This is a genomic window from Gordonia sp. KTR9, from assembly GCF_000143885.2.
In the GTDB taxonomy this organism is placed as follows: Bacteria; Actinomycetota; Actinomycetes; order Mycobacteriales; family Mycobacteriaceae; genus Gordonia.
This window is the reverse complement of sequence record NC_018581.1, coordinates 5,223,571-5,245,383: the sequence shown is the minus strand read 5'-3', so window position 1 is coordinate 5,245,383 and position 21,813 is coordinate 5,223,571. Positions and strand designations below refer to the sequence as shown.

Here is a 21,813-nt window from a genome sequence, read left to right as displayed (position 1 = left end):
AGCCGGGCGCCTCGACATCGGGTGTCCCGATCAGCTCGTCCCGAGGACGGCTCCGCGGCCGGTATCGCCAGACCCCAACAGAGAGGACAAGTTCGCATGACAGTCCCCACCATCACTCTCAACAACGGAATCACGATCCCGCAGTTGGGTTTCGGCGTTTTCCAGGTTCCGCCGGAAGACACGCGGGAGGCGACTCTCACCGCGTTCGAGGTCGGGTACCGGCACATCGACACCGCTGAGATGTACGGCAACGAGAAGGGCGTCGGCGAAGCGGTCCGGGACTCCGGGATTCCTCGCGACGACATCTTCATCACCAGCAAGCTGAACAACGGCTTCCACGACCACGACGATGCGCTGAAGGCGCTCGACGGCACCCTGGCCGACCTGGGCATCGAGCAGATCGACCTCTTCCTGATCCACTGGCCACTGCCCGAGGTGGGCGACTACGTCCAGACCTGGAAGGCCCTGGAGAAGGCCTACGCCGACGGCAAGGCGCGCGCCATCGGCGTGTCGAACTTCCACCAGGCTCACCTGCAGCGTCTGTTCGACGAGGCCGACATCGTGCCCGCGGTGAACCAGATCGAGGTGCATCCGTACCTGTCGCAGAACCCGTTGCGCGCGTTCAATTCCGAGCACGGGATCGCCACCGAGGCCTGGTCGCCGATCGCGCAGGGCAAGGTGACCGACGACCCGGTCATCACCGAGATCGCCCAGGCCAAGGGCCGTTCCCCGGCGCAGGTCACCCTGCGGTGGCACATCCAGCGCGGTGACATCGTCTTCCCGAAGTCGGTCACCCGCGCACGGGTCGAGGAGAACTTCGCCCTGTTCGACTTCGAACTCTCCGACGCCGAGGTCGCCCAGATCGACCGTCTGAACAGCGACGACCGCATCGGTCCCGACCCGGACACGTTCAACTACGTGCCGGAGTGACCTGACCCTCCGTCGACTGTGCGCGAATCCGTGCTGCAAGTCCTGCTCCCTAATCCGAAAGAACCGCATAACTCCTGGTCCCTGAGGTGCGAGGAGCGATAGCGACGAGCCTCGAAGGGCCTGGTGAGGCACGTTGCGATGCCCTTCGTGGCTCGCTTCGCTCGCACCTCAGGGAGCAGAGAATTCGGACGCTCACTAAGGTCCTTTCCGGAGTCTACGACGGCCGCCAGGCCGCAGATACTGAAGTGTCAGCGGCCTTGACCGCGGGACACAAGAGGTCAGGAAAGTACCTCGGTGCGAGCGGGTTTCGTCAGCGAGGCACGCAACTGACTGAACCGGAACAGCGCAGGCTCACCGACGACATCGGCGTACCGATCGATGACGGCACCGACGAAGTCGTCGTCCGCGCTGTCCGGTAGTCGGCTCGTCCAGTCCGATGCTCCGACCGCGAACCAGGCACGGAAGTCGGCAACCGAGTCGAACTGCCAGGTAAGGTCTTTCACCGACAGATTATCGACGACGAATCCGGCGTCGGTTGCCAGTTCCCCGAATCGGACCGGTTCCACGTGAACGTACGGCGCGGTGAAACCGTCGAAGTAGCGCTGCCATTCCGCCTTCGCAGCGACCTCCATGGCCACCTCCTCGATGCTCGGTCGCTCTGTCGCACAAACCAACTGGAGTACCGCCCGGCCGCCGTCGACGAGACTCCGGGCGATCCCGCGCAGCGCCGTGCCTTGCTCGTGCACCCAATGCAGTGCGTTGAACGACACCGCGATGTCGAAGTCGTCGTCGAAGGGCAGTGCCAGCACATCGTCGACGTGGAACTGGACGCGCAGCAGATCCGGCGGGACCCGAAGCAGCGCGCGTTCGATCATCCGGCGCGAGGCGTCGACGCCCACAACCGAGCCCGACGGGAGCCGGTCGGCCAGCAGCATCGTGATGAACCCGTCGCCGCAACCGATGTCCAGCAGGCGTTCGGTTCCGGCGAGTTCCAGATCCCCGATCGATTCCTCGGCGACCATGCGCTGCAATGCGCTCACGTCCGCGTACCGCTCGCCGTCCCAATCGACCATCGCGCGCTCCTCGGTTGTCCTGACCTCCGGTCATTGTCCCCGGCGCCGGCAGTCGTCGCGCGGCTTCGGCGTTTCAGCCAGGCGAGTCCAGCCGTCCTGGCGCGCCCGGCGGCAGGCTCCAACCCTCCTCCACAGGCCCAGCCTCAGGCCAGCAAGCGCCACAGGCCGATCAACCCGACGAGGACGATCACCGCGCGGAGCGCTGGTGGTGAGAGGCGGCGTCCGTAGCGGGCGCCGATGAAGCCGCCGACAAGCGATCCGACCGCGATGGCCGCGGCGGCCGACCAGTCGATCCGGTCGAACGCGACGAGCGTGTACGTGACGGCGGCGACGACGTTCACGACCAGGGCGAGGAGGTTCTTCGCCGCATTCATGCGTTGCAGATGATCGGGCACCACCACGCCGAGGATGCCCATCAGCAGGATGCCCTGAGCAGCCGTGAAGTAGCCACCGTAGACGCCCACGGCGAAGGTGCCGACGATCATCGCGGTCATTCGTACGGGACCGAGGTGTTGTGGGGTGAGGTCACCGCCGGTGGACGAGCGGCGGCCCACCCATTTCTGGATGTAGGGCTGGGCGACGACCAGGATCAGCGCGGCGACGAGCAGAACCGGGACGACCGTCTCGAACACGGACTCCGGCAGGTGGAGCAGAAGCCAGCAGCCGACGATCGCACCGACGAACGACGCGGGTATCTGCCAGCGGAGGCGCGGCCACTGGCCCTCGAGTTCGCGCCGATATCCCCATGTGCCGGACACCCCGCCGGCCACCAGCCCGATCGCGTTGGACATCGTCGCGGTCACGGGCGGAACGCCGAACGCGACCAGCGTCGGGAACGTGATGAGGGTCCCGCTGCCGACCAAGGCGTTGATGGCGCCCGCCCCGACGCCGGCGACGAGCACGGCGACTAGTTCCCACATGGTCACAGAGTTCGAGGGTGCCGTCCGGCGACAGCGGCGGAGTCACCGGGGTGGTTTCGACGGGGCTCAGTGCGCGGTCGCGTCCTTCTTCCGACGCGGGATGACGTGCAGGATCGCCACGATGATCGCACCGACCACCAGGCCGACGACGGCGGAGAGCACGGTGCCGGCGGTCCAGGAGAGCACGGAGCCGAATCCACCGTGGACGAGATGGCCGAACCAGTGCTCGACGTCGTGGAGCCGGTCCGCCGGCCAGTGGAAACCGGCTTCGCCCACGTTCACGATCAGGATGTGGCCGCCCACCCAGAGCATGGCCGCGATACCGACGACGGTCAGCGTCGACATGATCTTGGGCATCGCGCGGACCAGGCCGCGGCCGATCTTCTGCAGCGCTGTCGAGTCGCGCTGGGCCAGCGACAGGCCGACGTCGTCCATTTTCACGATGATCGCGACGACGCCGTAGACGAGGGCGGTGATCAAGAAGGCCACGACCACGAGTACGGCCAGGCGCGTCCAGAAGGGTTCGGACTCCACCGAGGACAGCGAGATGACCATGATCTCCGCCGACAGGATCAGATCGGTGCGGATCGCGCCGTTGACCATCGTCTTCTCGAACTCGGGACCGGCCTCACCAGCTGCCTGTTCCTCCTCGTGGTGGCCGCCGCCAACCGCTTCCCACACCTTCTCGGCACCTTCGAAGCACAGGAACAGGCCGCCGGCGATCAGCAGGTAGGGAAGCGCCCCGGGCAGGAACTGACTGAGGATCATCGCAACCGGCAGGATGATGAGCAGCTTGTTGCGGATCGATCCGATGGCGATCTTCCGGACGATCGGGAGTTCACGGTCTGGAGTGAACCCGTGGACGTAGCGCGGCGTGACCGCGGTGTCGTCGACCACCACGCCCGCCGCCTTGACGCTGGCCTTGCCGGCCGCGGCGCCGATGTCGTCGAGAGATGCGGCGGCAGCCCGGGTGAGGGTCACGATGTCATCGAGCAAGGCGACGAGACCACTGGCCACGGGAACCTCCGGTTTCGAAGTACTGAGTACTCGAACAGTATGCCGAAACGGACGCGAGCCAGAGAGTTCGGTGACCGACCGCGTCCGTTTCGCCGGGTTTCCCAGCACGCAGGGCGAGGTCCATGCCGCCTACGCGGCGGCTCAGGTTCGGCGCCACCGTCAATCTGAAGACGGGGGTTGTCAGACTTGGTAGCCTGTCGCCACGAGTTCGCCGTCCGGCTGACCCGCAAGGGCCGGCGAACGGTGGCCGTGCGCGAGATGCGGTGAACAGTGCAGCGCGACAATCGTTTCGGGTGAAACGGACATCGACCGGCAGGGTCGGCAATATCCTGTGCACCTGTATCGCGACTGGTGACGAGGGTGACCAGAGGTGCGTCGAGCGCGCAGCCGACCCGAACAGGATGACAACGCGGCTCAGCCGCGAAAGGTGGGGTGGACATGGTCTCGGTGACCGGTGCAGTCGGCACGGTGGTCGAATCGGCGCAGGACGCGTTCGGCGCTTTCAAGGTCCTGCGGCGGTCGGGCCTGGTGGATCCGACGCGGCCCAAGGAACTGCTGACCACGATCAAGCGTGCCAAGATCATCGGTCCGTGCGCAGCGGCGGTGGCGCACGGAGCCGACGAGTACCCCGAGGCCGGGGCGGTCGCCGACGAACACGGCGAGCTGACCTTCGGTGAACTGAACGCACACGCGAACGCACTCGCCAATTTCTTGCTGTCGTCCGGGATCAAACCGGGGTCGGTCATCGGCGTGATCGCGCGGGACCATCGAGGCCTGTTGACCACCATGAGTGCCGCGGGCAAGGCCGGATTCCGCCTCGCGATGATGAACACCGGCTTCGGCAAGACGCAGTTCGCCGAGGTCGCCGAGCGCGAGAAGATCGTCGCGATGCTCTACGACGAGGAGTTCACCGACCTCGCCGACACCCTGCCCGCCGACACCCTGCGTATCGTCACGTGGGTCGACGGCAACCGCCCGACCGGCGACGGCGTCCGGACCCTCGACGACATCGTCGACAGCGGCGACTCGTCCACCCCGCCCGAGCCGGCGGAGTGGGGTGGGCTCGTCATCCTCACCAGCGGTACCACGGGGCTGCCCAAGGGCGCCCAGCGTTCCAAGATGTCCCCGTTCGCCAGTGCCCTTCTCCTGGACCGCATTCCGTTGCCCCAACGTAGTGCCATGGTGATCGTCTCACCGATCTTCCACTCGACCGGTTTCGCGCTGTGGGGTGTGGGGACCGCGCTGGGCAACAAGACCGTGGTGATGCGCCGGTTCGACGCCGAGAAGACGCTGGCAGCGATCTCCGAGCACAAGGCGGAGGTGTTGGTGGCGGTCCCGACCATGCTGCACCGCATGGTCGCTCTCGGACCCGAGGTCATCGGCAAATACGACGTGTCGTCGCTGAAGATCATCGTGCTCGCGGGTTCCGCACTGTCGCCGACCCTTTCGGAGGCGGTGCAGGACACCTTCGGTGACGTGCTCTACAACCTGTACGGTTCGACCGAGGTGGCGATCGCCACGGTCGCCCAGCCGAAAGAACTGCGCCTGGCGCCGGGCACGGTGGGCCGAGCGCCGGTCACCAGCCGACTGGCGCTCTTCGACGACGACGGCAAGCGGATCTCCGGAACCAACGTGCGCGGAAGGCTGTTCGTGCGCAACGGCGCCCCGTTCGAGGGGTACACCGACGGCCGCAACAAGGAAGTCATCGACGGGTACATGTCCACCGGCGACATGGCCCGGTTCGACGAGCACGGACTTCTCCACATCGACGGCCGCGACGACGACATGATCGTCTCCGGCGGCGAGAACGTCTATCCGCTCGAGGTGGAGAACCTCCTCGGCCGACATCCCGACATCGACGACGTCGCGGTGATCGGCGTCGACGACGACGAATACGGAAAGCGGTTGCGCGCCTTCATCGTCGTGGCCGAACACGCCAATCCGACGCCCGAGGACATCAAGGCGCACGTCAAGGGTCACCTGGCTCGCTACAAGGTGCCGCGAGACGTCGTCTTCGTCGACGAGTTGCCACGCAACCCCACCGGCAAGCTGGTCCGCCGGCACCTGCCGACCGGGCCGCTCTGACTTACAGTCGCGGGTCGACGGCCTCCGACTCCATCGCGAGGACGCCGAACACGCACTGGTGAACGCGCCACAGCGGCTCTCCGGCCACCGCTCGACGGAGGGCTTCGAGGCCCAGCGCGTACTCCCGAAGCGCCATCGACCGTTTCAGTCGGAGATTGCGGTTCTTGAGCCGAGCGAGCGTCGTCGGGTCGGTGTAGTCGGGGCCGTAGATGATCCGCAGGTACTCGCGCCCACGGACTTTGAGCCCGGGCTGTACGAGGCCCTTGGGGCCGCGCACGAGATTGGCGAGCGGCTTGACGACCATACCTTCGCCGCCGTTCGCGGTCAGGTCCTCCCACCAGGTCACACCCGCCGCGCGAGAGGATTCTGCGGTGGTCTCCACGACGAGGCGGCGGGTGGGCCGGAACAGTTCCGGGTCGGCGACGGCCAGGCGGTCGGCGATGTCGAGATGCCATTGGTGATCACGGTTCTCGTACGTCGCGGCATCCCCGGCGAGGACCTGGAAAGGTGCAACCTGGATACCCAACGGGGAAGCGATCGGTTGGACGTGATGGCGATAGGAATCGACGAAGAGGCCGGCGTTGACGCCGCGTGTTCGGGTCCTGTCGAGTAGATCGCCGACGTCGGCCCCTCGCGCGGCCGCGGCCGTCAGCACGTCGATCGTGGCCGGTATCGCGGTTGTCGCCGCGGCTCCGACCCTGGCGTACTGACTACGAACCATCGGCTCCGCCTTCGCTGTCCACGGCAGCACCTCGGCGTCCACCAGTAGGCGGGTGGTGTCGAGCTCGGTCCACAAGCCCGCCTCGGTGACCGCGTCGGCAATCCGCGACAGCACCGCCGCCTGCCGTTCGTCGGAGAAGAACGCCCGCCCGGTGCGGGAATGGACGGAGCCGGACCCGTCGCGCGCCACACTGACGACGGCGCGAGACCCCATGTGCTTCTCTTCGCAGACGACCCGACCGATCGAGTGCTTCGCGTAGTGGTCGAATGCCTCATCCGGGTGCTCCAGGAATTCGTCGCGCGACGAGCTGTCCACCGGCGACATCGTCGGCGGCAGGTAGAACAACCCGGCCGGCGCAATCGCGAACCTGCTCATCACTTCCAGTGCGCCCGCGGCGGTCTCATCTCGTACGGAGATCCGTCCCATGTACTCGGTGGAGATGACGCGGTGCCCGAGGACATCGGTCAGCCTCAACACCTCCGGGCGGCGGGACGGCGGGACCAGGGGGCGGATGGGCTGGTAGTACGTCGCCCGCGCCGGTACCGACATGACCTCTCGCTCGGGATATCGCAGCGCGGTGAGGCTACCCCCGAAGACGCACCCCGTGTCCAGGCACATCGTGTTGTTGATCCACTCGGTCTCGGGTACCGGCGTGTGCCCGTACAAAACGGTTGCCGCACCGCGATACTCATCAGCCCACGGGTAGCGGATCGGTAGGCCGAACTCGTCGGTCTCACCGCTCGTGTCGCCGTACAGGGCGAACGCCCGCACCCGGCCGGAGGCCCGGCCGTGATACTTCTCGGCCAGGCCCGCATGGGCGACGACCAGTCCGCCGTCGTCGAACACGTAATGGGCGACGAGGCTGTCGCAGAACCGACGGACCTCGGCGACGAACGCATCGTCCTCGGTTGCCAGCTGATCCAAGGTCTCCTGCAGACCGTGGGTCGCCCTGACATCCTTCCGGCCCAGTGCGCGAACGAGTTTCGCCTCGTGATTGCCCGATACACAGAGGGCGTTGCCACTCGCGACCATACCCATCACCAGACGGAGGGTGCCGGGAGAGTCCGGACCGCGATCGATCAGATCGCCGACGAAGACCGCTCGGCGACCATCTGGGTGTGCGGCGTCCACGGAGTGGCCCTCCTCGCCGACGATCGCGTAACCCAGTCGCCGGAGGAGGATCTCGAGCTCTTCGCGACAACCATGCACATCCCCGATGACATCGAATGGACCGTATTCGTCCCGACGGTCGTTGAGCAGGCGTGTCCGCACGATCGAGGCCGACGCGACGGCCTCGGGGGAGCCCAGGACATGGATCGCGCGGAATCCCTCGCGCTTGAGGCCGCGCAACGACCGCCGTAGCTGGTCGTGCTGACGCTTGACAACGTGCGCGCCGAAGTCGCGGTCCGGCCGAGAAGCATTGCGCTCCAGCGCCAGTGCGACCGGAAGATCGAGGACGATCGCCACCGGGAGCACATCGTGATCCTTCGCCAGTGCCACCAGCGACTTGCGCGCGGAGGCCTGCACGTTGGTGGCGTCGACGACGGTCAGCCGGCCGCGATCGAGCCGCTTGCCGACGATGTATTCGAGCAGGTCGAACGCATCTGTGGTCGCCCCTTGGTCATTCGGGTCATCCGAGACCATCGCGCGGCAGTCGTCACTGGACACGACCTCTGTCGGCAGGAAGTGGGTGCCCGCGAACACCGACTTGCCGGAACCACTGGTCCCGACGAGGACGACCAGGGACAGTTCCGGGATGCTCAGTTCGGTCATGCTGATCCCCCTGTCGTGGTCGATTGGGCGAACACGGCCATCTGTGTCGGCGACCCGACCTCCTCGTCACATTCGCCGACGGGCCGCAGATCGACGTCGTATCCGTAGCGTTCGCCTACCTGGCGGGCCCACGTTCCGAACTCCCGGCGGGTCCACTCGAAACGGTGATCGGGGTGTCGGAAGCCGCCCTCGGCCAGAGCCGGATACCGCACGTTGTACTCGCTGTTGGGTGTCGTGACGACGACCCGGCGTGGCCGCATCGTCCCGAAGACGTTGTCGACGACCGCCGGAAGCCGTTCCGGGTCCATGTGTTCGATGACTTCCATGAGGATCGCCAGATCCAGGCCGTCGAGGCGATCGTCCTCGTACTGCAGCGACGACAGCAGCAACGTCAGGCGCCCGGACTGGCGCTCGGTCATCCGGTCGACATGCAACCGCTTGGCTGCCTTCGACAGGGACGAGTCGGACACGTCCGTTCCGATGACACGTGTCACCCCGTGCAGCTCGAGCAACGAACCGAGCAGCGCGCCCGGTCCACACCCGAGGTCGACGATCGTCGCCGGCCGGAACTCACGAACGACGTCGAGGACCGCGTCGTGCCTCCACCGCACCAGGGGACGCGAGACATCGGGCTCGGCGTCGTCCGCCGCGTCGTCGAGCGGCCGGTCGTCCAGCTCGATCAGTCGCTGCGTGGCAGCGTCTTTCAGTCCGCGCTGATGGGCCAGATAGCGATGAGTGATCAGCTCCCTCTCCGGGTGGGCGGCCAGCCACCCCGATCCTGCGCGGACCAGCTTGTCGACCTCGTCGTCGCCGACCCAGTAGTGCTTCGCGTCGTCCAACACGGGCAGCAGGACGTAGAGGTGATTCAGCGCGTCGGCCAGACGAAGCGACCCGACGAGGGTCAGTGACACCAGCGGTGCAGCTCCCCATTCGGGTCTGGTGGCATCCAAGTCGATCGCGTCGGCTGTGACGTCCCACCCCATGGGTTCGAACAAGCGGCGCACCAGATCAGGATCACCCGGGACCGCGGGGAGGGCGATGGTCAGATCCAGCTCCGACTCCGCGAGTCGATCCCGAGAGGCGCAGCGGCCCTGGAGCGCCGACCGGAACACCTTCCCCATCGCCACCGCGAGCAACGACGACGCGACGTAGGGACGGTCGTTGACGTACTGGCCCAGCGCGTACCCGTCGCGCGCACCAGAACGTCCCCGCACCAACGCGACCGGATCGACCTCGATCACCATCGCTGCCGTGCACCTGTCGTCGTCGACCTCGGGGTAGAAGACATGCGCCGTGCCTCCGTACACATCGAACGCCTGAACCCTCTCCGGATGCTTGTGCAGCAGGAAGCCCAGATCGCTCGGTGTTTCGAGGATCGACGAACGTTCGGCCGAGATGGTCAACAGCATTCGGACAGTCTGACTGACCGACTGTGGTCTGGAAACAGGTTTCTCGACTCGGCGGGCCCTTCGAGGCTCGTCGCTTTCGCTCCTCGCACCTCAGGGGGCAGGGGGCTGGTGCTGTCGCTCCTCGCACCTCAGGGGGCAGGGGGCTGGTTGCTTTCGCTCCTCGCACCTTCAGGGGGCAGGGGGCTGGTTGCTTTCGCTCCTCGCGCCTCACGGGGCGGAGGGGGCGGTCTCGTTGAGCGCACGCACGACGAGATGCAGTGCGGCGGTGGTGGTCAGCGACCGGACACGCTCGCGGTCGCCGGGAAACCTGCGGGTGACGGTGAGGGTGGGCCGGCCGCGGAGGGCCACGCCGAAACACACGGTCCCGACGGGTTTGGCCTCGGTGCCGCCACCGGGTCCGGCAACGCCGGTGGTCGACACGGCGACATCGGTGCCGAATCGCGTGAGAGCCCCTTCGGCCATCGCCGCCGCGACCTCCACGCTGACGGCGCCATGCGTGGCGATCAGCTCGGTCGGTACGTCGAGCAGGTCGGATTTGGCGTCGTTGGAGTACGAGACCACGCCGCCCATCACATAGGCCGAGGATCCGGGCCGATCGGTCAGCCGGGCGGCGACGAGTCCACCGGTGCAGGACTCCGCGGTCGCGATCAGCTTCCCGTCCAGCGCTGCCACCAGCTGGTCGTCGATCGTGGAACCGTCGGTCGAGAAGATCTGCCGCCCATGGTGTTCGGTGAGGAAACCCAGCAGGGCGTCGTAGACCGGGGTGTCCCCGGCGGCGAATCGGGTCACCATGTCGAGTTCGCCTCGTCGTAGGCAGGTGGTGATCTCGAGTCGATCGAACGAGGAGATCGAGGTCTCCGCCGATCGGAGGGTCTCGGCGAGTTCGGCTTCGAGGAGTCCGTAGGCGCGGATGGTCGCCTGACGGAGATCGTCGGCGCGGGACAAGACATCGGCGATGGCCGCGGAGGCGATCGCCGTCGGCCACATCGCCTGGAGCTCGCTGGGTGGACCGGGCAGGACGACGATCGTCGGGACACCGGCGGCAGCGGGGATGACGACACCCGGCGCGGTGCCGGTGGGTGGTACCGGAGCAGCCCCGACCGGTACCAGGGCCTGTTTGCGGATACCGGCGCGCGTCGGACCGGAATCGACGTCGAATCCGACCCCGCGCCAGCGCTGGATGATCGCGGCGATGTGTTCCTCGAGTCCGGGATCGAGGAGCAGTTCGCGACCGCAGAACGCGGCGACGGTGGCGACGGTCAGGTCGTCGGCGGTGGGACCGAGCCCGCCGCTGGTGACGATGAGGTCCACCTGTTGCTCGGCGAGAAAGCGCAACTGAGCGGTGAGGTCGTCGGGTCGGTCGCCGCAGATCGTGATGTGGGCGACGTCGACCCCGAGTTCGAGGAGTTCCGCGGACAGCCAGGGTCCGTTCTGGTCGGCGATCCGGCCGGTCAGGACCTCGGTTCCGGTCACCACGATGCCTGCGCGCACACTCACGGATTCGAGCCTAGTGGTGTGTCTGCCGCCGACGCAGAACGCGCCCTCGGCGAGAGGGCGCGTTCCACGGCGTTCGGAGAGGACAGGATGTGACGATCAGGCCTTCTCGGCCTTCGCCTTCTCCTGCATCGACGAGCGGGCCGGGTTGGCCTGGTCGTCCTTCTTGGGGTCGGATTCGTCCTGCTTCTCGGTCACCCCGGACTTGATGCGCGCGCCGATGTCGGGGTCGACGCGATGCCAGTACTCGAAGGCCCGCTGGAGGATCGGTTCGGAGACGCCGTTGAGGAGGTGTCCGACGACGTTGTCCACGAAGCGTTCACGCTGCTCGTCGTCGAAGACCTCGCGGACCAGCGTGCCCGCCTGACCCCAGTCGTCGTCCTCGGGGTGGTCGACGTAGGCGCTGCGGAGGATCTCACCGTTGGCCGCCCACTGCGGCTCGCCCTGTCCGGGATAGAGCGCGGACGGCCCGCCCTTCGAGTTCGGGGCGTACACCGGGTCCGTGACGTTGTGGATCCGCATGGCGCCGTCCTTGGAGTACGAGTGGACCTCGTTGGTCGGCGCGTTCACCGGGATCTGCTTGTAGTTGCCGCCGATCCGGTGGCGGTGGGCATCGGCGTAGGAGAACACGCGCGCCAGCAGCATGCGGTCGGGGCTGAAGCCGATACCCGGCACGACGTTGTTGGGCTCGAACGCCGCCTGCTCGATCTGCGTGTGGTGATCCACCGGATTCGTGTGGAGGGTCATCTTGCCGACCTCGACGAGCGGGTAGTCGCCGTGTGGCCAGACCTTGGTCAGGTCGAACGGGTTGAACCGGTAACTCACCGCGTCGTCGAACGGCATGAGCTGCACCTTGAGGGTCCAGCTCGGATGGTTGCCGGCGGCGATGTTCTCGAAGAGGTCCCGAGTGTGGAAATCGGTGTCGGCCGCGGCCATCTGGTCGGCTTCGTGCTGCGTGAGATGCTCGACGCCCTGATCGGACTTGAAATGGTACTTCACCCAGTGCTTCACGCCTTCGGCGTTCACCCACAGATAGGTGTGGGAGGTGTAGCCGTTCATGTGGCGCCAGGTCTTGGGGATTCCCCGGTCACCCATCAGCCAGGTGACCTGATGTGCGGACTCCGGTGAGAGCGTCCAGAAGTCCCACTGCATGTCGTGGTCGCGAAGGTTGTTGTCCTGTCGGCGTTTCTGCGACCGGATGAAGTGCTGGAACTTCATCGGATCCTTGACGAAGAAGACCGGCGTGTTGTTGCCGACCATGTCGTAGATACCTTCGGACGTGTAGAACTTCAGCGCGAAACCGCGCGGGTCACGCCAGGTGTCCGGACTTCCGCGCTCGCCTGCGACCGTCGAGAATCGCGCCACCATCTCGGTTTTCACGCCCGGCTGGAACAAGGCGGCACACGTGTATGCCGAAATGTCCTGCGTGGTCTCGAATGTGCCGAAGGCGCCGCTGCCCTTGGCATGTGGCTGGCGCTCGGGGATCCGCTCGCGGTTGAACTGCGCCATCTGCTCGATCAGATAGTGATCGTGCAGGACGATCGGGCCGCCGGCGCCGACGGTCAAGGAGTGTTCGTCGCTCCCCGCCGGTGCTCCCGAATCCCGGGTGGTGAACAGTGAATCGTCGGACATATCGCCTCCGAGAGGTCGTCGTATCCGTGCATGAACAACGGGACCCGAGGGCTGCAGGTCCGTTCCGCCGATCCTACGCTGACGGGGTCTGCGGGACGTCGATCCCGAATTCCCGCAAGACCTCCTCGGTGTGCTGCCCGAGTGCCGGGACAGGGCCCATCGCCAGTTCCACGTCGTCGAAGGTCAGCGGCGGCAGGAGCGCCCGTACCGGGCCGACCTCGGTGTCCACCTCGCGCCAGCGGCCGCGCTCGCTCAGCTGCGGATGGTCGACGACACCCTCGAGGTCGCGGATCTCGGCGGCGGGTATGCCCGCCTCGGCGAGACGTCGGTCGAGTTCGTCGGTGGTGAACCGTTTGGTCTCCGCGCTGATCACCGCGTCCACCTCGGCTCGTCGCGAGACCCGGTCGATGTTGGTGCGGTAGCGGGGGTCGTCGGCGAGATCCGGGCGGTCGAGGGCGACGCGGGTCAATGCGTCCCAGCCACGGTCGTTCTGCACGCCGATCAGGATGTCGCCGTCCTGGGTCGGGTACTTGTCGTAGGGCACGATCGCCGCGTGTCCGAGACCGGCGCGGGCGATCTGCCGGCCGCCGTAGAGACGCAGGTACATCGGGTGGCCCATCCATTCGACCGTGGCGTCGAACATCGCCACCGAGACCCGGGCGCCGAGTCCGGTGGTGGCCCGTCGCAGCAGCGCCGACAGCACGGAGGTGAGGGCGTACATTCCGGCGGCGATGTCCGAGGACGGGATGCCGGTCTTCGCCATCTCCTCCGGTGTCCCGGTCACCGAGATGAGCCCGGCCTCGGCCTGGACCAGCATGTCGTAGGCCTTGCGGTCGCGATACGGTCCCGCGTCGCCGTACCCGGACATGTCGACGACGACGAGTTCGGGATGGTCCGCGCGCAGATCGTCGGCGCTCAGACCGAGCCGGCCGGCCGCGCCGGGGGCGAGATTCTGGACGAAGACGTCTGCGCCAGCGGTCAGGGTTCGGATGGCGTCGCGTCCGGCCTCGGTCTTGAGGTCGAGTGCGACCGACTCCTTGCCGCGGTTGAGCCATACGAAGTGCGAACCGACTCCGCCGCGCACCGCCGCGTCGTAATGCCTGGCGAAGTCGCCGTCGCCGACCCGTTCCACCTTGATGACCCGGGCGCCGAGGTCGGCCAGATGCCGGGTGGCCAGCGGTGCGGCGACGGCCTGCTCGAGCGCCACCACGGTGATGCCTTCGAGGGGCAGCGGTCCTTCGTCCGGGGTCACCGGCCAAGGATCGCCGACGGTGTGACGCGCGTCAACGAGAACCCTCGCGGTCCTCGAGGTCGTTGGTGGCCTCGGTGAGACGGTGCAGCAGGTGGGTGAGCGTCCGGATGTCGTCGGGGTCCCACTGGGCGAGTCGCGCGCGCCAGTCGGTGACCGCGGAGGCGAGTACCGCGTCGATGCGCTCGCGACCATGGTCGGTGAGGGTGACCACGCGGGCGCGCGCGTCGCGCGGGTCGGGGTGCCGCTCGGCCAGTCCGAGCCGCACGACCGCGTCGATCTGACGCGTGACCGTCGACTTCTCCATGCCGACGGCGGTGACCAGCTCCGACATCGGCATGGAATTGTGCCGGGCCAGCACGGTGATGAGGGGGTAGCACGACGGGTCGAGCCGCGGATCGATGGCGCGGGCGCGCAGGCGAGTGCGGACCCGGCCCCGCCGCCAGAAGTCGGCGAGTTCGGCCTCGAGACCGCTGATCGGATCCGGGCTGATGGGACCCGGACTGACGGGATCCGGACCGGCGGGGTCGTCGGCCGACGCGGTCATCTCCGAACCCATGCGGGTCAGATTACCCAGCGGATGTGGGGGAGGCGACGTCGGACGACGACCGCACGTGGTGCACGATCGAGAGGTGGCCACCTCACAGCGCACCAAGCCGAATCCCTGGGAGTACGTGAAGTACGCCTACTGGGCGCGTCTGCCGAAGTCGATGCTCGACTGGGTGGCCCACGATCTGGCCGGTCCCGGTGCCTCGGTCCGGATGGTGGTCCGCTGGGCGGTGCCCTGCATCGTCGTGCTGATCCCGATGCTCTTCGTCCCCGCCGACTGGGGTGTCCGGATCACGATGACCATGCCGATCCTGCTGGCCTACCTGTTCTTCTCGATCGCGCTGAACCGGGTGTACCGGCGTCACCGGCTGGTCCAGCACGGCCTCGATCCCGATCTGGTCAACAAGCTCGAGCGGGAGAAGAACTCCGACCTCTACGACGAGTACCACCGCAAGTACCGGGGCGAGCGCCGGCGACCCGGCCCGACAGGTTGACCGTCCCGCCCGGTTCCGGACTCAGTACAGGTAGTCCTCGCCACTGGCCCGCACCGTCACGTCCGACAGGCTGATCCCCCACGGCTGGTCGATGACGTGCACGACCGCCCGTGCGAGATCCTCGGGGGTGATGAGCCAGTACTTCACCGAGTCGACGTCGGTGAGTTCCGCGGGAAGCGTGCCCTGCATCAACTCGGTGATGTGCTCGCGATACGACGCGGCGCGCTGTCCGACGATTCCGCGGATCGCGCGGTCGTTGACGATCCAGCTCGCCAGGTTGGTGCCGGCGACGCCGGTGGGTTTGACCGTCGTGACCTTGATCTTGCCCTTCGCCTCGATGCGCAACGAGTCCGACAGCATCGTCACCGCCGCCTTGGTCGCGCTGTAGACCCCCGAGCCCTCGAAGCCGCCGTTGCCGTAGATCGACGCGATGTTCACCACCTGACCGCGACCCTGCGCGATCATCTGGTCGTACACGGCGGAGATGCCGTTCACGACGCCCTTGATGTTGATGTCGATGGCCTTGTGCCACTTCTCCCAGGCCCGTGCGTGGTCGGCGAAGAACGCCAGCGGCATGACGCCGGCATTGTTGACGATCACGTCGATCGCGCCGAAGCGATCCACCGCCACCGCCGCGGCGCCCTTCATCTGGTCCATGTCGGTGACATCGGCGAGGTGTGCGACAGCCGATCCGCCCGCGGCAACGATGCCCTCGACGGCTCCGGTGAGTCCGGCATCGTCGATGTCGACACCGACGATGTTGGCGCCCTGCGCCGCGCACATCTCCGCGATGACCTTGCCGAAACCGCCTCCGGCGCCGGTGATGATGATGGTCTTGCCCTGCAGATGATCAGACATGGAGCTCCCCGGCCGCGACAAATGGTCGCGCCATCCTAACAACGCTGGTCCCCGCCGCCCGCTCGGCGAATACCCTGTTCCTCTCCCTTGCTCGTCGGTACCGTGCAAGCGGTCCTGACCCCGGTCCACGCGAGAAGTACTCCGCCGCAACCATGCCCGCGAATCATCCGCGACATCCGATCGCCGCTCCATCCACGCCCGGGGACGATTCAGTCACATGACTGATGGGGTTGTCAAGGGTTACGTTGGCCATGGCCCAGATCACTGCTGCTCACCGAAGTTGCGCTTGACACAGCAGACGGTCATGGCAAATCCTGTGTCCCGACGGCCACGCCCCGGCACGTCCTCCGCGGAGTCCCCGACCCCGCAACCGGTCTCCCCGTCTCTCGAGATCAACGAAATGCCATGCGTCGAGGGCTTTCTCGCGCACCGACGACAGGAGAACCATGACCGGGGTGTCACCGACGAGACGTACCTTCCTCCGAGCGGCGGCGATGACCGCGGCGGGCGCGGCGACAACCGTCGTCGCCGGCGCCGGTCCGGCGTCGGCTGATCCCTCGCGGCGAATTCGGCGGACACGCGAGGAGCATCGGGTGGTGATCGCCGGCTCGGGTTTCGGCGGTGGCGTCGCGGCGCTTCGCCTCGCGCAGGCCGGTGTGCCGGTCCTGCTGCTCGAGCGGGGCCGACGGTGGTCGACGGGTCCGAACTCGGAGACGTTCCCGCGTGCGTCCAGTCCGGACAAGCGGATGTTGTGGCACGAGTCGACCCCGAATCTCTTCGGCAAGCCGTTGAGCGTCGAACCCTATGTGGGACTGTTCGAGTCGGTCGCCGGCGCCAACATGACCGCACTGTGCCCGGCCGGACTCGGCGGCGGTTCGCTTGTCTACCAGGGCATGACCCTGCAACCGAGCGAAGCGGTGTTCAACGAGCACTTTCCCGACGCGCTCGACTGGCAACTGCTGAACCGGGTGCATTACCCGAGGGTCGCGCGGATGCTGAAGATCGCGGTGGCGCCCGACTCGGTGGTCCGTTCTCCCCAATATCTGGCACCGCGACAGTTCGCCAAGAGGGTCAGGGCCGAGGGCCTTCCGCTGCAGAAGATCCCGATGCCGATCGACTGGGGTTATGCCGCAGCCGAACTGCGCGGCGAGATGAAGCCCGCGTACACCAACGGCGACGGCGCCATCGGCGTGAACAACGGTGGCAAGCACAGCGTCGACGTCACCTACATCCGTCAGGCCGAGGCGACCGGGCGCGTGCAGGTCCGCACCCTGCACACGGTTCGGCAGGTCTCCCGCCGACCCGACGGCCGCTGGTCCCTCGAGGTCGAACGCACCGACGAGTCCGGAAAAGTGGTGGAACACAAGGAATTGATCACACGGACCCTCATCATGTCCGCGGGAAGTGTGAACACCACCAAGTTGCTGGTGAAGGCACGCGCGACGGGCACCGTGCCGGACCTGCCGGATGGTCTGGGGCACGGGTGGGGCACCAACGCCGACCGGATCTACACCTGGACCAGCCCCAGCATCGACTTCGGGACGGTGCAGGGCGGTCCGGTCGTCTTCGGCAGTCCCAACTGGAGTGACCCGAAAAGTGCGTTCACCGTCATCCAGGCATCCCTTCCGCCGCTGCCCGTCTACACCGGCACGACGATGATGGTCGGCTTCGGAGTGAGCTCGGGTCGCGGTGTCATCTCCTACGACTCGACGATCGGGGATGCGTTGATCCGCTGGCCGCACGAGGGTGACTCGGAGATCCAGACCAAGCACATCGACCGAACGGTTCGGCGGATCGCCGGGCCGGACGCCATCCTCACCGACACCAACGCGGTGTTCCCGTCGACCTGGCACGCACTGGGCGGGGCCAACATGGGCACGGTCTGCGACCTCGAGGGACGGGTCGAGGGCCAGCGCGGGCTCTACGTGATCGACGGCGCACTGATGCCCGGCAACACCGCGGCGTGCAATCCCTCGATGACCATCGCCGCGGTGGCCGAGCGTGCACTCGACCGGATCGTCGCCGAGGACGTCGGCACGGTGATCTGAGCCGTGACGACGGGAGGGCGGACGAACCCGTCGATCACGGTGGGGTGACCGGCGCGAGCCACATGCCGGTGAGCGCGTCGACGACGAGATCGCGCTGATGTTGCCAGGTCTGGGGTGCCGCTCCCGGCGCCGGTACCTCAGCTGCCCGCTCGATGTCGGCCAGCGCGTTGACGATCATGTGGCGCGTCAGGTTGTTGCGTACCGCGAGCACGTCGTCGGGGAAGGTCGGCAAGCTGCCGTAGAAGCGGTCGAGAATCGTCATGAGGGCTTCCGATCTCGCCGTCTCCTCGTAGAGCAGGACTGTCGCGGACGGGTCACTCGACACCTGGGCGAAGAACCGCGCGAAGTAACTGGGTGCACCGAGTTGCGCCAGATACTCGACCTCCGGCCCGACGAGGCAGCCGAGCCAGTCGCGGACCCCCGGGTCGGGTCCGACCTCCGCCAGACACTTGCGGCGGAGGCGTTCGATCGGGACGTTGTGCGAGGTGAGCGTGGCGCGGAGAAGATCGTCCTTGGAACCGAAGTGGTGGCCGACGGCGTAGTTGTTGCCCTGACCGGCCGCCTTGCTGATCTGGCGGTTCGACACGGCTGCCACGCCGTTGAGGGCGATCAGCTTCTCGGCCGAGCCGATCAGCAGCGCACGAGTGCGGGCAGACTGCTCCGTCTTGCCTTCGCCCATGACTAGATGATGCCCTACCGGAGCACGATGAAACGGCGGGAGGCCCGGCCGTCCGGTCGAGCGCGGGAAACAGGCATTGCGGACAGGCCGGCCGGATCGTGCCTCGGCTCGACGCGCGAACCGACCTCCGCCTACATGGGAAGCCCCTGCGCGAGTGGACACCCGGACCTAAGGTGAATCGACGAACGCCCGGATGATGATCCACCGTCCGAACGACCATCGGTCGCAGGACCCGACTGTTGGGAGGGACACGATGGCCACTGCGCCTCCGGCCACGGCGAACCTGAGGGAACTGACGCTTCGAGGAGCCGTCCTCGGCGGGATCATCACGCTGGTCTTCACCGCAGCCAACGTCTATCTCGGACTCAAGGTCGGCCTCACCTTCGCCACCGCGATCCCGGCGGCCGTCATCTCGATGAGCATCCTCCGGTACTTCGCGAACCACTCGGTGGTGGAGAACAACATCGTCCAGACCATCGCGTCCGCGGCGGGGACGCTGTCGGCGATCATCTTCGTCATCCCCGGTCTGGTCATCATCGGGTGGTGGACGGGCTTCCCGTACTGGATCACGATGGCGGTCTGCGCGATCGGCGGAATCCTGGGCGTCATGTACTCCATCCCGCTGCGTCGCGCGCTGGTCACCGGATCCGACCTGCCCTATCCCGAAGGTGTTGCGGCGGCCGAGGTCCTGAAGGTCGGCGACTCCGCGGGCGGTGCCACCGAGAACAAGGCGGGCCTGCGCACGATCGTTCTCGGCTCGGTCGCGTCGGCCGCCTTCGCGTTGCTCACCAAACTGAAGCTGCTCTCCGACTCGATCTCGACGACGATCAAGATCGGCACGGGCGGAACGCTGTTCAGTGCCGGTCTGTCGATGTCGCTGATCGGCATCGGCCACCTCGTCGGGGTGACCGTGGGCATCGCCATGCTCGTCGGGGTGGTGATCTCCTACGTCGTGCTGCTGCCAATCGAGACCCAGGGGCGCACGGCGGGAGAGGATCTCGGCGATGCGGTCGGTGAGATCTTCGCCAATGACGTGCGGCTCATCGGTGCCGGGGCGATCGCCATCGCGGCCATCTGGACCCTGATCAAGGTCATCGGTCCGATCGTGCGTGGGATCAGGGCGGCCATGGTCTCCTCCCGATCGCGCCGTGAGGGGGTGACGGTGGACATCACCGAGCGGGACATGCCGATCAACATCGTCGGCGGCAGCATCCTCGTGCTGCTCGTCCCGATCGGGTTCCTGCTGTGGAACTTCGTCCACGACACGGTCCTGGAGGGCAATGCGACCGGGATCATCGCGGTCAGCATCGTGTTCGTGTTCGTCATCGGACTTGCCGTCGCCTCGGTGTGCGGTTACATGGCGGGCCTCATCGGGTCGTCGAACAGCCCGATCTCCGGTGTCGGCATCCTGGTGGTCCTCATCGCCGCGCTGCTCGTCAAGCTGACCTTCGGGCCCGCGGACGCCTCGCAGACCGACGCGCTCATCGCCTACACGCTGTTCACCGCCGCGGTCGTCTTCGGTGTCGCGACCATCTCCAACGACAACCTGCAGGACCTCAAGACCGGTCAGCTCGTCGGGGCGACCCCGTGGAAACAGCAGGTGGCCCTGATCATCGGTGTGCTGTTCGGGTCCGCCGTGATCCCGCCGATCCTGCAGCTGATGTACGAGGCCTTCGGGTTCGTCGGTGCGCCGGGAGCGACCGAGGACGCGCTCGCGGCACCGCAGGCCGGCCTGCTGACGACCCTCGCGCAGGGCGTGCTGGGGGCGGACCTGAACTGGGGACTCATCGGTATCGGGGCGCTGATCGGCGCCGTGGTGATCGTGATCGACGAACTCCTCGGCCGCGCAGGGCGATTCCGCTTGCCGCCGCTGGCCGTCGGCATGGGCATGTACCTGCCGATGTCGGTGGTCCTGGTCATCCCGATCGGTGCGTTCATCGGCCACTTCTACAACCGGTGGGCCGAACGCAGTGGCGGCGCGGTTGAACACAAGAAGCGGATGGGCGTTCTGCTGGCCACCGGTCTGATCGTCGGCGAGGCGCTCTTCGGCGTGGTCTTCGCCGGGATCGTCGCGGCGACCGGCGACGACTCGGCACTGGCGATCGTCGGAGACGGGTTCGAGCGATGGGCACAGATCCTCGGCGTCATCGTCTTCGCCGCGACGATCGCCTTCCTCTACGACCGGGTCCGCAAGATCGCGATCGCGAGCTCAGCAGAGTCGCCGACGACCACCGGCACGAAGGACTGAGGGATGAGCGAGGGGGCACTGCCGCGCGCGATCGACGACTTCACGGCCGGAGCCGAGCATCTGACGCAAGTGGTCGACCTGATCGACGACGACATGTGGGACGGTCCCGGACTCGGCGAGTGGTCGCTGCGATCGCTGGTGGGGCACGCGAGTCGATCGCTGACCACCGTCGTCAGCTACCTTGCCGAGCCGAGCTCGGATGTCGAGTTGCATTCCACCGCAGAGTATTTCGCTTCCATCCGCGGCTACGGCGACCCCGCCGAGGTCCGCCGGCGCGGAGTCGACGCCGGCCTGGCACTGGGAGACGATCCGCGAACCGGGGTGCGGGAACGTCGGGCGCAGGCCGTCGAAGTCCTTGCGGGAGCGGATGATCGTCCGCTGACGACGCCGTTCGGCGGCATCATGCTGTCGGACTACCTGCCGACCCGGACCTTCGAACTCGCGGTGCACGGCCTCGACATCTCCCGCGCGATCGGAGCGGATCTCCCGCTACCGGCGTCGGTGCTCGCCTCGGCCCTGTCGACCGCAGTGGCGACGGCAGCACTCACCGGCCAGGGCGAGCAGGTGCTGCTCACCCTGACCGGCCGGGAGTCGGCGCCGGTGTCCGTGGTCTGAGGCTCCTCCGCGCGGGAAG

General features: G+C 67.0%; 17 protein-coding genes. 6 read left to right on the top strand and 11 right to left on the bottom strand.

Features of this window, described 5'->3' with window-relative positions; all coding sequences use genetic code 11:
* The first annotated feature begins 96 nt into the window (after positions 1–96).
* Complete coding sequence (locus KTR9_RS24210) at positions 97–930, top strand: aldo/keto reductase (RefSeq protein ID WP_014928580.1); 834 nt, start codon at positions 97–99, stop codon at positions 928–930.
* 278 nt (positions 931–1,208) lie between these two features.
* On the opposite strand, the gene KTR9_RS24205 is transcribed toward KTR9_RS24210, so the two are convergent.
* From KTR9_RS24205 to KTR9_RS24195, 3 genes are all read right to left on the bottom strand, one after another.
* The gene (locus tag KTR9_RS24205) at positions 1,209–2,003 is read right to left on the bottom strand and encodes a class I SAM-dependent methyltransferase (protein ID WP_014928579.1); all 795 of its coding nucleotides are present in this window, start codon (positions 2,001–2,003) and stop codon (positions 1,209–1,211) included.
* Between the two features lie 143 nt (positions 2,004–2,146).
* A complete protein-coding gene (locus tag KTR9_RS24200) occupies positions 2,147–2,929 on the bottom strand; it encodes a sulfite exporter TauE/SafE family protein (protein WP_044507404.1) in 783 nt (260 codons plus the stop codon).
* Positions 2,930–2,989: 60 nt separating this feature from the next.
* On the bottom strand, positions 2,990–3,940 hold the full coding sequence (locus KTR9_RS24195) for a DUF808 domain-containing protein (protein WP_014928577.1): 951 nt from the start codon (positions 3,938–3,940) through the stop codon (positions 2,990–2,992).
* Positions 3,941–4,378: 438 nt separating this feature from the next.
* Here KTR9_RS24195 and KTR9_RS24190 point away from each other — a divergent pair, with 438 nt between their 5' ends.
* A complete protein-coding gene (locus KTR9_RS24190; protein WP_014928576.1) occupies positions 4,379–6,025 on the top strand; it encodes an acyl-CoA synthetase in 1,647 nt (548 codons plus the stop codon).
* A gap of 1 nt (position 6,026) precedes the next feature.
* On the opposite strand, the gene KTR9_RS24185 is transcribed toward KTR9_RS24190, so the two are convergent.
* The 6 genes from KTR9_RS24185 to KTR9_RS24160 form a co-directional block, all read right to left on the bottom strand.
* Entirely contained in the window at positions 6,027–8,519 is a 2,493-nt protein-coding gene (locus KTR9_RS24185) for a polynucleotide kinase-phosphatase (RefSeq protein WP_014928575.1), read from the bottom strand.
* Positions 8,516–9,928, bottom strand: a complete 1,413-nt coding sequence (locus KTR9_RS24180) for a 3' terminal RNA ribose 2'-O-methyltransferase Hen1 (protein ID WP_014928574.1) — start codon at positions 9,926–9,928, stop codon at positions 8,516–8,518. The genes KTR9_RS24185 and KTR9_RS24180 overlap by 4 nt, the downstream gene beginning before the upstream one ends.
* Before the next feature lie 207 nt (positions 9,929–10,135).
* Complete coding sequence (locus tag KTR9_RS24175; protein ID WP_014928573.1) at positions 10,136–11,425, bottom strand: competence/damage-inducible protein A; 1,290 nt, start codon at positions 11,423–11,425, stop codon at positions 10,136–10,138.
* A 96-nt stretch (positions 11,426–11,521) separates the two neighbouring features.
* Positions 11,522–13,054, bottom strand: a complete 1,533-nt coding sequence (locus KTR9_RS24170) for a catalase (RefSeq protein WP_010844485.1) — start codon at positions 13,052–13,054, stop codon at positions 11,522–11,524.
* 73 nt (positions 13,055–13,127) lie between these two features.
* Positions 13,128–14,306, bottom strand: coding sequence for a CaiB/BaiF CoA transferase family protein (locus KTR9_RS24165; protein WP_014928572.1), 1,179 nt, complete (start codon positions 14,304–14,306; stop codon positions 13,128–13,130).
* 31 nt (positions 14,307–14,337) lie between these two features.
* Positions 14,338–14,862, bottom strand: a complete 525-nt coding sequence (locus KTR9_RS24160; RefSeq protein ID WP_014928571.1) for a MarR family winged helix-turn-helix transcriptional regulator — start codon at positions 14,860–14,862, stop codon at positions 14,338–14,340.
* A 55-nt stretch (positions 14,863–14,917) separates the two neighbouring features.
* Between KTR9_RS24160 and KTR9_RS24155 the strand changes: the two genes are divergently transcribed.
* Positions 14,918–15,346, top strand: a complete 429-nt coding sequence (locus KTR9_RS24155) for a DUF5313 domain-containing protein (protein WP_010844482.1) — start codon at positions 14,918–14,920, stop codon at positions 15,344–15,346.
* A 21-nt stretch (positions 15,347–15,367) separates the two neighbouring features.
* On the opposite strand, the gene KTR9_RS24150 is transcribed toward KTR9_RS24155, so the two are convergent.
* Positions 15,368–16,204, bottom strand: coding sequence for an SDR family oxidoreductase (locus KTR9_RS24150; RefSeq protein WP_014928570.1), 837 nt, complete (start codon positions 16,202–16,204; stop codon positions 15,368–15,370).
* 446 nt (positions 16,205–16,650) lie between these two features.
* Here KTR9_RS24150 and KTR9_RS24145 point away from each other — a divergent pair, with 446 nt between their 5' ends.
* Positions 16,651–18,252 carry a GMC oxidoreductase gene (locus KTR9_RS24145; RefSeq protein ID WP_044507403.1) on the top strand — a complete coding sequence of 534 codons (1,602 nt, stop codon included), beginning with the start codon at positions 16,651–16,653 and terminating at the stop codon, positions 18,250–18,252.
* Positions 18,253–18,286: 34 nt separating this feature from the next.
* Here KTR9_RS24145 and KTR9_RS24140 read toward each other — a convergent pair whose 3' ends face one another.
* A complete protein-coding gene (locus KTR9_RS24140; RefSeq protein ID WP_014928568.1) occupies positions 18,287–18,931 on the bottom strand; it encodes a TetR/AcrR family transcriptional regulator in 645 nt (214 codons plus the stop codon).
* A gap of 253 nt (positions 18,932–19,184) precedes the next feature.
* Between KTR9_RS24140 and KTR9_RS24135 the strand changes: the two genes are divergently transcribed.
* Positions 19,185–21,179: an OPT family oligopeptide transporter gene (locus KTR9_RS24135; RefSeq protein ID WP_014928567.1), complete on the top strand. Its 1,995-nt coding sequence runs from the start codon at positions 19,185–19,187 to the stop codon at positions 21,177–21,179.
* A gap of 3 nt (positions 21,180–21,182) precedes the next feature.
* Positions 21,183–21,794 (top strand): maleylpyruvate isomerase family mycothiol-dependent enzyme, encoded by a 612-nt coding sequence (locus tag KTR9_RS24130; protein ID WP_014928566.1) that lies wholly within the window; start codon positions 21,183–21,185, stop codon positions 21,792–21,794.
* Positions 21,795–21,813: the final 19 nt, after the last annotated feature.